12 protein-coding genes are annotated in these 11,406 nt (G+C 75.1%); 8 read left to right on the plus strand and 4 right to left on the minus strand.

Annotation, left to right across the window (positions count from 1 at the left end):
• Window positions 1-154: 154 nt before the first annotated feature.
• The 3 genes from JNW98_RS23480 (at window position 155) to JNW98_RS23490 (ending at window position 2,835) form a co-directional block, all read left to right on the plus strand.
• Window positions 155-784 carry a hemerythrin domain-containing protein gene (locus JNW98_RS23480; RefSeq protein ID WP_223770261.1) on the plus strand — a complete coding sequence of 210 codons (630 nt, stop codon included), beginning with the start codon at window positions 155-157 and terminating at the stop codon, window positions 782-784.
• A 3-nt stretch (window positions 785-787) separates the two neighbouring features.
• Window positions 788-1,627, plus strand: a complete 840-nt coding sequence (locus tag JNW98_RS23485) for an alpha/beta fold hydrolase (protein WP_223770274.1) — start codon at window positions 788-790, stop codon at window positions 1,625-1,627.
• A 245-nt stretch (window positions 1,628-1,872) separates the two neighbouring features.
• Complete coding sequence (locus JNW98_RS23490) at window positions 1,873-2,835, plus strand: helix-turn-helix domain-containing protein (protein WP_223770262.1); 963 nt, start codon at window positions 1,873-1,875, stop codon at window positions 2,833-2,835.
• A 49-nt stretch (window positions 2,836-2,884) separates the two neighbouring features.
• On the opposite strand, the gene JNW98_RS23495 is transcribed toward JNW98_RS23490, so the two are convergent.
• Complete coding sequence (locus JNW98_RS23495) at window positions 2,885-4,174, minus strand: cation:proton antiporter (RefSeq protein WP_223770263.1); 1,290 nt, start codon at window positions 4,172-4,174, stop codon at window positions 2,885-2,887.
• A gap of 616 nt (window positions 4,175-4,790) precedes the next feature.
• Between JNW98_RS23495 and JNW98_RS23500 the strand changes: the two genes are divergently transcribed.
• From JNW98_RS23500 to JNW98_RS23515, 4 genes are all read left to right on the plus strand, one after another.
• Window positions 4,791-4,991, plus strand: a complete 201-nt coding sequence (locus JNW98_RS23500; RefSeq protein WP_223770264.1) for a hypothetical protein — start codon at window positions 4,791-4,793, stop codon at window positions 4,989-4,991.
• A gap of 142 nt (window positions 4,992-5,133) precedes the next feature.
• Window positions 5,134-5,313 (plus strand): hypothetical protein, encoded by a 180-nt coding sequence (locus JNW98_RS23505; RefSeq protein ID WP_223770265.1) that lies wholly within the window; start codon window positions 5,134-5,136, stop codon window positions 5,311-5,313.
• 177 nt (window positions 5,314-5,490) lie between these two features.
• Window positions 5,491-7,161 carry a sensor histidine kinase gene (locus JNW98_RS23510; RefSeq protein WP_223770266.1) on the plus strand — a complete coding sequence of 557 codons (1,671 nt, stop codon included), beginning with the start codon at window positions 5,491-5,493 and terminating at the stop codon, window positions 7,159-7,161.
• Window positions 7,162-7,204: 43 nt separating this feature from the next.
• On the plus strand, window positions 7,205-7,858 hold the full coding sequence (locus JNW98_RS23515; protein WP_223770267.1) for a response regulator transcription factor: 654 nt from the start codon (window positions 7,205-7,207) through the stop codon (window positions 7,856-7,858).
• 18 nt (window positions 7,859-7,876) lie between these two features.
• On the opposite strand, the gene JNW98_RS23520 is transcribed toward JNW98_RS23515, so the two are convergent.
• Window positions 7,877-8,533, minus strand: coding sequence for an alpha-ketoglutarate-dependent dioxygenase AlkB (locus tag JNW98_RS23520; protein ID WP_223770268.1), 657 nt, complete (start codon window positions 8,531-8,533; stop codon window positions 7,877-7,879).
• A gap of 218 nt (window positions 8,534-8,751) precedes the next feature.
• Between JNW98_RS23520 and JNW98_RS23525 the strand changes: the two genes are divergently transcribed.
• Complete coding sequence (locus tag JNW98_RS23525) at window positions 8,752-9,924, plus strand: serine hydrolase domain-containing protein (protein WP_223770269.1); 1,173 nt, start codon at window positions 8,752-8,754, stop codon at window positions 9,922-9,924.
• Window positions 9,925-9,957: 33 nt separating this feature from the next.
• Here the strand turns inward: JNW98_RS23525 and JNW98_RS23530 are convergent, their stop codons facing one another.
• Together JNW98_RS23530 and JNW98_RS23535 are read right to left on the minus strand one after the other, a co-directional pair.
• On the minus strand, window positions 9,958-10,659 hold the full coding sequence (locus tag JNW98_RS23530) for a hypothetical protein (protein WP_223770270.1): 702 nt from the start codon (window positions 10,657-10,659) through the stop codon (window positions 9,958-9,960).
• Window positions 10,660-10,732: 73 nt separating this feature from the next.
• Entirely contained in the window at window positions 10,733-11,314 is a 582-nt protein-coding gene (locus JNW98_RS23535; RefSeq protein ID WP_223770271.1) for a TIGR03086 family metal-binding protein, read from the minus strand.
• Window positions 11,315-11,406 lie beyond the last annotated feature (92 nt).

An 11,406-nucleotide genomic window follows, 5' to 3' on the forward strand; every position in this document is an offset into this window, starting at 1 on the left:
GGAGGCCGTCCGCCGCCCCGGGTGTGACATGGATTCCAGGGGTGTGGCGTGTGTCACAGCGGCGGGCGGCCGTGTCACACCCGCCCGGGCCCGGGGCCTCCTACCCATGACGACCCCCTCCGATGGGGAACGTGCGAGAAAGGCACACCACACCATGGCAGTTGAGCGGAAGACGCCGCTGGACCTCACCAACATGTACGCGACGCACGAGGCGTTCCGGCGCGACCTCGACCGGCTCGTCACGGCGGTGGAGGAGGGCCGGGCCGGCTCCGCCGGGGCGCGGGCGGGCTGGGAGAACTTCAAGAAACAGCTGCACATCCACCACACCGTCGAGGACGCCGAGCTGTGGCCCCGCGTGAAACGCGCGGTCGCCGGGCGGCCCAAGGACCTCGCCCTGATGGCCGAGATGGAGGCCGAGCACGCCGAACTGGACCCGCGGCTCGACGCGGTGGACGACGCGCTGGCCCGCGGGGCCGCGGCCGGGCTCCCGGAGCTCGTCGGCGCCCTGTCCACCGTCCTCCGCGACCATATGGAGCACGAGGAGAAGAGCGCCCTGCCGCTCATCCAGGAGGTGTTGACGGCGAAGGACTGGGACGCCTTCCGCGGCGGCATGGCCCGCGCCCAGGGCCCGCGCGGCGCGGCCGTGTACGTCCCCTGGGTCTGCGACGGCGCGTCCGACGAGGACCGCGACCGGTTCCTGGCAGGCATGCCCGCCCCCGTACGGCTGCTCAACCGCGCCTTCTGGGAGGCCGGTTACCGCAAGAAGGGCTTCTGGAGGCGCTGAGTGATCCGGCGGACGGTGGTGGACGGCGCGGGCACCGGTCTGTCGGCCCTGCTGGCCGAGGCCGCGTACCCGCCCCGGGCGACGGTCGTCGCCCTGCACGGCGGCGGCATGACCGCCGGCTACTTCGACTGCCCGGCGGACCCCCGCCTCTCCCTGCTCGCCCTGGGTGCCGCCCTCGGCTACACCGTGCTCGCCGTCGACCGCCCCGGCTACGGGCGGTCGGCGGCCCGGTACCCGGAGGGGCGGACGCTCGCCGACCAGGCCGCCGCCCTGCACGCCGCGCTGGACGACTTCGCCCGCCGGCACCCCGTCGGCGCCGGCGTCTTCGTGGTCGCCCACTCCTTCGGCGGCAAGGTGGCGCTGACCGCCGCGGCGGACGACCCCAAGGGGCGGCTGCTCGGCCTCGACATCTCCGGCTGCGGGCACCGGTACGCCGTCGACCCCCGCGAACTGCCCGCCCCCGGCGGCACCTGGTCCTGGTCGAAGCAGTGGGGGAGGCCCGGCCTCTACCCGCCCGGCGTCTTCCGCTCCCTGGAGGCGCTGATCGCGCCGCTGCCGCCGTGCGAGGCGCGGGAGGCCGCGCGCTGGCCCGCGGCGTTCCCCGCGCTGGCCCGGCGCGTCCGGGCGCCCGTCCGGCTGACGTTCGCCGAGCACGAGGCGTGGTGGCGGCACGACGAACGGGAACTCGCCGGCCTCGCGGCCGCCTTCGGCTCCGCGCGCGTGCTCGTCGACCGCCAGCCCGCGGCCGGGCACAACATCAGCCTCGGCACGGCGGCCCGCGCCTACCACCTGCGCGCCCTGGCCTTCCTGGAGGAGTGCCTGGCACCGGGCGGGCCGCCGTGACGGGCGCCGGGCCGGGCGCCGCCCGGGCTCCGCCCCAGGGGCCGGCCGGGGCCGCCCTCTGGTCCGGTGGAAGGCCGACGGCGTACCGTGCGGCGGGAGGGAGACGGGCACCCCCGTGGTCCGTTTCCCCGCCCGTGCCGACCCGGTACGGCGTCGGCCCGTTCCCCAGCATGGGGCGGAGCGGAGCGGCGGTATTGGACGGATGCGCACTGTCGGGGCGCCCGTCGTCCACGAGGTCTGGGGGGATGGCGCTGAGCACGCGGCGGTTCGCGCAACCGTGGGGCACGATCCTGGTCGCCTCCCGGCGGCCCCACCCCGCCCTGCGGGACACCGTGGTGGAGTACCGGGCCTTCACCATTCACCCGGCGCGGGCCCTGGCCTGGCTGGAGACCCCGATGGCGCTGCCCGCCATCTACCTGAGCATCGGGGAGCCGGGCCGGCGGTTCGACCCGCCGGGCTGCCCGACCGCCGTCTACGCGGCCCAGACCAGCGCCCTGCGCTTCGTCCCGCCGGGGCCGTGGCAGGGCGCGCAGGTCATGCTGACGCTCGACGGTGCGAACCGGCTCCTCGGGCCGCGCCTGTGGGAGTTCGCCGACACGCTGCCGGACGCCGGTGACATCCTCGGCCGCCGCCTGGCCGACGTACCCGAACGGCTCGCCCAGGCGCCCGGCTGGGACGCCCGGTTCGCCCTGCTCGACGAGGTGTTCCTCGGCCTCGGCCCGGCGTACGCGGGCCGGGTGCCCGCCCCGCTCGCCTGGGCCTGGGAGCGGCTGCTGCACGACGGCGACGTCACCCGCATCGGCGACCTCGCGCGGGAGACCGGCTGGAGCAGGCGCCGCCTCCAGCAGGCGTTCCAGCGCCACGTGGGCGTCGCGCCCCGGGACGTGGCCTCCCTGACGCGCTTCCGGCGCACCTTGGAGACGCTGGTCCGGGCGCCCGCCGGCCTGCCGCACGCGGCCCTCGCCGCGCGCTGCGGCTACTACGACCAGTCGCACCTCATCCGGGAGTTCAAGGCCGTCACCGGCCTGACGCCCGGCGCGCTGTGCGCGGCGCCCGTCCTCGTCCACCCGACCGTCCTCGGCGCCGTGTACCGGCACGCCTCGGTCGTCGTCGGGGAGCCGGCCGGGGCGGCGGCCGCCGGCACGCGGATCCCGGACGTTCCCGGGGCCCGCGCGGCCGCGCCGCCGTCCGTTCCGATGCTCGGCTAGTCCCGACGCCGGGCTGGATGCGCATGCCGGGCCGGACCCCCATGCCGGGCTAGGCGTCGGCGGCCCGGCCGGACAGCGGCCGGCCGGCCGCCGGGCCGTCGCCGGCCGTGCGCGGGGCGGGCGGGTCCGGGCGCTTGCGGTCGCGCCGCTCTATGAGCGAGAGCAGCGGGCCGGTCATGGCCGTGGTCACCAGGGCCATCACCACCATCAGCGAGTACAGCCGGCCGTCCAGCAGCCCCAGCTCCATGCCCACGCCGAGGATGACGAGCTCGGTCAGGCCCCGCGTGTTCATCAGGGCGGCCAGCGTGGCCGACGGGCCGCCGGGCAGGCCCTGGGAGCGGGCGCCGGCGTACGTGCCGCAGAACTTGCCGCCGATCGCAACGGCCAGGATGACCAGCAACTCGACGATCCCCTGCGCCCCCACGCCCCGCAGGTCGACCTTCAGGCCGGCCACCACGAAGTAGACCGGTAGCAGCAGGGCCGTCAACTGCTCGGTGCGGCCTGCCAGTTCCTCCCGTATTCGGTCGCTCCCCTCCCGGGGCAGCGCGGCGCCGAACAGGAACGCCCCGAAGATGTAGTGCATGCCCATGGCCTCGGTCGCCGCGGCGGACAGGAGCGCGCCGGTCACCGCGACGGCGAACGCGCGGGAGGTGAGTGCCCCGTCCGGCCCGGCCGGCCCGAGCGCCCGGCGCAGCAACGGGCGGAGGAGGACGAGGGCGGCGATGAACGGGAGGAGCAGCGCCGCCCGCCAGTGCCCGTGCCCGCCCGGGCCGCCGACGGCCGCCTGCACGGCCGCCAGCGCCGACCAGGCGACGACGTCCACGACGGCCGCCGTCGCCAGGGCCAGCCCGCCGGTCTCCGTGCGGGACAGCCCCCGGTCGGTGAGGATCCGCGCCAGCACCGGGAACGCCGTCACCGACACCGCGAGCCCCACGAACACTACGAACGCGGCCTGCTGGCCCGTCTCATGGCCCCGCAGCAGGTAGAAGGCGAGCCCTAACCCGAGGGCGAAGGGCACCAGCGTCGAGCCGAGCGCGGCACCGGCGGTGACGCGGGTGCGGCCGCGCAGGGCCCGGTGCTCCAGCTCCAGTCCGACGGTGAACATGAACAGGGCGACGCCGATGTTGGCGAGCGCCGACAGGAACGGCCGTACGTCCGTGGGAAACAGCCGCCCGGCCGGTGCTTCGCCCAGCAGGCTCGGCCCGAGCAGCACCCCGGCGAGGATCTCGCCGACGACGGGCGGCTGTCCCACCCGGGCGGCGAGGGCGCCCAGGGCGCGGGCCAGGACGAAGATCAGGGCCAAGTCGAGGAATAGCCATTGGATGTTCTCGCTCGTCATGCACGTTCCCCCGTAGTGATGCCGTGCGGTGCGGTGGCTCGCGGGCCAGGCTACCGGCGCGAAGCGGCGCGGAGAATGCCTGCCGCACGACAGGGGGGAAAGTCCGGGGTCGCTGTCAGGGGCAATTCCGGGTGGGGTCGGGGTTTTTGTGAGAGTACGCCCGGAGCGTGCGTTCCGTGGGGCGTCAAGTGGCCGTGCTGCGGCGGGAATAGCGAATGTCCGACGGAGTGGAGGGGCGGTGTCGGGGGGTGCGTGCGGGCGCGTCGGGAAAAGGTGCGGGCGGGAAAGCGGAATTCGTCGGGCAATACCCTTACGGGGGATAGGGGAAGGCGTCGGCTATCCGCTCGCGGACGCCTTCCGGCCAGGGGGATTCGGTCGGCGCGGAAGAAAGGGAACCGGCGCGTCCATCTTGTTTCCCGGCCGGTAACGGAGTCCGGGCGATCCGCCGCGCCGGGGCGCGGACCGGTGCCTACGCTGGACAGGAGCGGCGGGTGGTTCCCGAGTGACTCCCGGGAGGAACCGGGAGGTTCCCCAGGCCGGGAGGATCCGGGAGGTTTCCCCCGCCCCAGCCCGGACAGGCGTACCGACCAAGCGATCACTCGACAGGGGAGGCGTGATGACCAAGAACCCCCAGCAGAGTGCCCTGCGGCGCAGCGGCAAGGGCGCCACCAGCCAGGACGCCGCCACCGCCAAGGCGGGCCTGGACCGCAAGGTGGGACCCGGCGGCCCGGAGCGGGCCCACGGCACCGACAAGGGCACCAAGGGCGGCGGCCGCGGCGGCGGCGTCCCGCCCGGCCAGCAGCCCGATCACCCCTGACGGCCGCCGGTATCGGGGATCCGCCGACACCGGGGGCCCGCCGATCGGAGGCCCGACGGCCGGAAACCCGACGGCCGGAAACCCGACGGCCGGAAACCAGCCCACCGGAGATCCACGCACCGGAGGAAGGAACGCCACGGCCATGCAGCGCCAGAGCGACAAGCACAGCCCCAAGAAGGACGACCAGCTCAAGAAGGAGATGCGGGCCCAGACCCGTACGGGCCGACCGACCCGCTCGGAGGAGTGGCGCGAGCCGGAGGCCGTGACCCGCGACGAGGAGACGCCCCGCGAACGGCGTCCCGGTCCGGGCCGCGACACCTGACCCGACCCGCGTCCGCACTATCCATCCGCACCACCGACCCGTACCACCGGCCGGGCCCGGGGGCCTACCCCCGGCCCGGCCGCGTGCGTCCCGCGCGGAGACGTCCGCCTTTCGGCGACGGACCGCGCGACTTTCGGCGAACGCGCCGGCCGCGCACCCCCGCCTAGGCTGCACGGCATGCACGTGATCAGCCGGGCCCGCGACCTGTGGCCGAGATTCGTCGCACCCGGACAGTGGACCTGGCGGCGGGTGGTGGGGGAGTCCCTGCTGGCCGCCGTCATGGCGCTGCTGGCGGGCGCGCTGGAGCACACTTCCGGGCACGGCCCGTTCCTCACGGCCCTCTTCGCGGTCGCCACGCCGGTCCTCTCGCTCGCCCGGCGGGTCCTGCCCGCCACCTCCCTGATCGGCGTCGCCGCGCTGACCGGGGCGACCCAGGCCGGCCTGCTGCCGCTGCTCGCGGTGGTCGCCTGGTCGGCCGGCCGCCGGATCGAGGGGGCCCTCCGCGCGCTCGCCGCCTGGGCGGCGGCCTTCATCGCGTTCGAGGCGCTCGTGCTGCGGGACCAGCCGCCGCTGTCGTTCGTGGGACTCTTCCTCGTCCTCCTCTTCCTGTTCACCACCGCCGTGCCCGGCCTGGCCGGCCGCTACTGGTCCCAGCGGCGCGCCCTGCTGGACACCCTCAGGGAGCGCAACGCCCAGCTGCTGCGCGAGCGCCGGATGGTCGCCGGCCAGGCGCGGCTGCGGGAGCGCCAGCGCATCGCCCAGGACATGCACGACAGCCTCGGCCACCAGCTCGCGCTGATCGCCGTGCAGACGGGCGCCCTGGAGGTCTCGCACGGCCTGAGCGAGCAGCAGCGTGAGGCCGTCGGCGTGCTGCGCCAGGCGTCCGTCGCCGCCATGCACGAACTCCGGGCGGTCGTCGGCGTCCTCAAGGACGGCACGCCCGAGGACGAGCGCCCCGGCGGCGTGGCCGGCATCGACGGCCTCGTGGAAGCGGCCGAGACCGCGGGCACCCCGGTCCGGCTGGTCCGCTCCGGGGAGCCCCGCCCGCTGGGCGCCGCCGCCGACCACGCGGCCTACCGGGTGGTCCAGGAGGGGCTGACCAACGCGTTCAAACACGCCCCCGGCGCCGAACTCACCGTCGGACTGCACCACGAGGCCGACGCGCTGGTGGTCGAGGTCGTCAACGGGCCCGCCCCCGGGGGTGCCGCCCGCCGCCCGGCCGCCGTCAGCGGCGGGCAGGGTCTCACCGGCCTGCGCGAGCGCGCCCGGCTGGCCGGCGGCATGGTGTACGCGGGCTCCCTGGAGGACGGCGGCTTCCGGCTCGCGGGCCTGCTGCCGTACCACCCGTCCCCGGAGGCCGCCGAGGCCGGGGCGCCCGACTCCGACGACACCTGGCCGTCCCCGGACGACGTGGTGGAGGCCGGCGTCGCGGGCATCGACCCGCGCGAGGAGTTCAAGAGCCTCGTCGGGGTGACCCGGAGCCGGGGCTGCCTGGCCGGGTGCGGTGTCGGGGTGCTCATCGTGTTCGGCCTGGCCGCGCTGCTGGTGATCGGTGCCGTGGCGTTCTTCGACGCGCTCGACAAGTCGCAGGTCGAACCGGGCACCTACCGGGACATCAAGGTGGGCAGTCCCGAGTCCGAGGTCCGCGACCGGCTGCCCTCCGGGAAGTCGTTCCTCACCTCCGGCCTGGACCGCAAGGGCCCCGCCGAGCCCGCCGGCGCGAGGTGTCTGTCGCTGCTGTCCACCGACTCCCCGAAGGACCTGGACAAGGACCGCGTGTACCGCTTCTGCTTCCGGGACGGGAAACTGATCGAGAAGCGCGAGTTCGTCGTCAAGGGCGACGAGTGACCGCGCGCCGGGTGACCGTCCGACCAGCCAGCAGGAGACTTCCGTGATCCGCGTCCTCATCGCCGACGACGAGCCGCTCATCAGGGCGGGCATCAGGATGATCCTGACCTCGGCCGACGACATCGAGGTCGTGGCCGAGGCGCCCGACGGCAGGGAGGCCGTCGAACTGGCCCGGCGGCACCGGGTGGACGTCGCGCTGGTCGACATCCAGATGCCGGTCATGGACGGCCTCACCGCCCTCGCCGAGCTGGGCCGGACGGCGCCGCGGGTACGGGTCCTCGTCCTCACCACGTTCGGCCAGCGCGAGAACGTCCTGCGGGCCCTGCGGGATGGCGGAGCGGGCTTCCTGCTGAAGGACTCGGCCCCCGGCGAACTGATCGGCGCCGTCCGGGCCGCCGCCGCGGGCAACGCCTACCTGTCGCCCGCCGCCACCCGGCACGTCGTCGACTCGTTCGCGTCCGCCCCGGCCGAGGAGCGCGGCGAGGAGGCCCGGGCCCGCGTGGCGGCCCTGAGCGACCGCGAACGCGCGGTGCTCGCGCTGCTCGGCGAGGGCCTGTCCAACGCCGACGCCGGACGGCGGCTCCACATGAGCGAGGCCACGGTGAAGACGTACGTGAGCCGGATCCTGGCCAAGCTGGAGTGCGGCAACCGCGTCCAGGCGGCCCTGGTGGCGCGCGACGCCGGGCTCGGGCGGTAGGGCCGGGGAGGCGCTAGCTCAGGCCACGCCGGCCGGCCGGAACTGCACGCTGATCCGGGGGCCGACCGCCCGCGCCGTCTTCGGTATCGCGTGGTCCCAGGTGCGCTGGCAGCTGCCGCCCATCACGATCAGGTCGCCGTGGCCGAGGGGGTGCCGTACGCGCGCCGGGCCGCCGCCGCGCGGGCGGAGCAGCAGCGGGCGCGGCGTGCCGAGGGACAGGATCGCCACCATCGTGTCCTCCGCCGCGCCCCGGCCGTGGCGGTCGCCGTGCCAGGCGACGCTGTCCCGGCCGTCGCGGTACAGGCACAGGCCGAGGGTGCGGAACGGACCGCCCGGCTCGGCCGCGTAGTGCGCGTCCAGCGCCTTCCGGGCGGTCGCGAGCGCGGGGTGTGGCGGCTCGTCGGCCTCGCCGTAGTAGGCCAGCAGCCGGGGCACCGCCACCTCGGCGTCGTACATGTGCCGCCGCTCGGCGCGCCACGGCACGGCGGCCAGCAGCGCCTCGAACAGCGGGTCCGCGCCGCTCAGCCAGCCGGGCAGCACGTCGATCCAGGCGCCGGACCCCAGCTCCGTCCGGCGGGCCTCGGCGAGGGGGCGCCCGAGGCGGACGTCGTCCGCCGTGTCGAAGAGCGAGCCCTGGAGGGGGAGCGGGCCGGGGCTCGGGGGTGGTGCGGCCATTCCTCCACGGTACGTCGCCAAGTCGACAAAGCCGTTTGTAGGGGGCGAATGGCTTGTTCGAGTGGGATACCCACCGATAGGGGCGCGGGGTGCGCGGCCGCAACTCCCCGTGAAGTGGCTCGAATTCGCCCCCTTGCGGGAAACCTCTTTACCTATACTTCACTCGCCCATGATCATTCCGACGTCACCCCCACGGTGACGGGACGGCGAGGATTGCCATGCCGAAGCTCTCACTCCGGATACGTGGAAAGGCCCTCGGGTTCACCGCCGCCCTGGCGGTCGGGGCCGCGACCCTGGCGGGCCCCGCGACCGCCGCGCCCGCCACGGAGACCAAGGCGTCGCATCAGCAGACGCAGCAGGCCCTGGACGCCCTCCACGCCGCCGGGATGCCCGGTGTCGTGGCCGGGACGACGGGTCCGGACGGGGAGTGGTTCGGCTCCTCCGGTTACGCCGACACCTCCACCCAGCGCAAGCGCACCGCCCAGGACCACATCCGCGCCGGCAGCATCACCAAGACCTTCGTCACCACCGTCATCCTCCAGCTCGAAGCCGAGGGCAAGCTGCGCCTCGACGACTCCGTGGAGCGCTGGCTCCCGGGCCTGCTCCAGGGCAACGGCTACGACGGCAACAAGATCACCATCCGGCAGCTCCTCAACCACACCAGCGGCGTCCACGACATGGTGGAGACCCCGGAGTGGCGCGCGTACATGAACGGCCCCGGCTTCCTCGAGCACCGCTACGAGTACCGCTCGCCCGAGCAGATCGTCGCCATGGGCCTCAAGTACCCGCCCTACTGGGCGCCGGGCGGCGGCTGGCACTACTCCAACACCGGCTTCGTCATCGCCGGCATGATCATCGAGAAGGCCACCGGCAACCCCTGGGCCCGCGAGGCCGAGCGCCGCATCGTCAAGCCCCTGGGCCTGCGCGAGACGACGTTCCCCGGCACGAACCCCAAGATGCCCGCCCCGCACGCCGTCGGCTACTCCAAGCTCTACGCCGAGAAGCCCGGCCCCGAGATCTACGACGCCACCGAGTACAACCCGGCCTGGTCCGGCGCCACTGGCGAGGTCATCAGCACCACCGGCGACCTCAACCGCTTCTACAGCGCCCTGGTGCGCGGCAAGCTCTTCCCCAAGAAGCAGCTCGACGCCATGCTCACCACCGTCGAGACCGGGCAGCCCTTCGCGTACGGCCTCGGCATGATCGTCCGTACGCTGCCCTGCGGCGTGAAGGTCTACGGCCACGACGGCATCGTCTGGGGCTCGCTCACCAGCAGCGCCGTCACCCGGGACGGCAAGCACGCGCTCACCTTCCAGATGAACGGCGACTGGCTGGAGGACGGCAAGCCGTACGACGACATGTTCCCGGCCGAGTTCTGCGCCAAGAACTGAGCCCGTGCCGAGGGAGGGGACGGGAGCGGGCAGTTACGCGGGGTCGCGCCGGTCGCCCGCCAGCAGCAGCTGGGGCACCTGCGCGAACCGCCACCCCGTCCCGTCCCGGGTGAACACCCACACCAGGTCGTAGCGGTCCCCGGGCCACTCCCGGGGCGGGGCCGGACGCACCCGGCCCAGACCGTCGACGATCCGCGCGATCCTGCGGTGCTCCCACGACACCAGGGTCGCGCCGCGCCGTCCGGCGAGCTCCCGGGCGAGCGCGGCCTCCCGCCCCTGGCCGTAGGAGCGGTTCACCGGCTCGCCCAGCCGGGCCGCGAGCGGGGCCACCGTCTCGGCCGGCCGTAGCCCCTTGCCCCCGTCGTGCGCGTCCGCCGCGTAGACGGCGTCCGGCCGGCGCAGGCCCGGGCGGAGCGGCGCACCGCCCTCCGGCGCGAACAGCGGCACCAGCGCGCCGGCCCGCTGCCAGCCGCGCACCGACAGGGCGTGCGCGTTCCGCTCCCCGTCCTCCGTGACGCCGAACGGCGCTTTTCCGCCACCGTCGCCCTCGTTCTCGGCGGGCTTCTCCGCATGGCGGATGATCATGACGGTGTCGGCGCCGGCCGGCGCCCGGGGCGCCGCCTCCGGGGCGGGCGCCGCGTCCCCGCTCCCGCCGCAGGCGGCCACCGCCGCGAGGCAGACCCCCGCCGCGGCCAGGCGCCGGAGGGCCGTCCACCACTGTCCGCGCTCGGGCATGAACCCCTTATATCCGGCCGCGGGACGCGCGGGCCAGACCGTGCCGCCCGCCATCGGGGAGCCACCGGAGCGTCTACACCGCGCGGCCCAGCCGCGCCAGCAGCCGCGTCCAGTCGTCCGCGCCGGGCGGCGCCGGGACCGGCGCGGCGAACAGGCCGGTCGGCGACATGTCGTCCCCGTACGAGCCGAACACCCGCCCGGCCGCCGCCACGAGCGGCTCCGGAGGGCGCTCCTCCGCGCCGATGGCCCGGGACAGGTCCCAGGCGTGCACCACGGCGTCGGCCGTCATCTCCGCGCAGTAGTCCTCCGCGGGCGTCTCCCCGTACGACAGCCGGACCGTCCGTCCCAGCGCACCCCGCGCGCCGAACGCCGCGACGGCGGCCTCGGCGGCAGCGTCCCAGACGGCCGGCGGATCGTCGCCGAGCACGTCGCCGTCCAGTCCGTCGCCGGCGTCCTCGGCCGACGCGCCGTCCAGCAGGCGCGGCACCCACAGCTGCTCGGTCGTCAGGTGGTTCACGAGGTCGCGCACCGTCCACTCCGAACACGGCGTCGGACCGCCCCACTGCCGCGGCCGGACGGCGTGCACCCGCTCGCCGAACCGCTCCAGCGCTTCCCGGTGCCGGGCCCGCAGGGTGCTCCGTGAGTCCTTGGTCATACCTCCATGCTCGGCGCGGCCGCCGCGCACCGCGAGCCCACCCGCCGTCGGCCACCGTGTGTGGACGCCCTTCGGCCGGCCGCTTGAGCGCG

The organism is Streptomyces huiliensis (assembly GCF_020037025.1).
GTDB lineage: Bacteria > Actinomycetota > Actinomycetes > Streptomycetales > Streptomycetaceae > Streptomyces > Streptomyces huiliensis.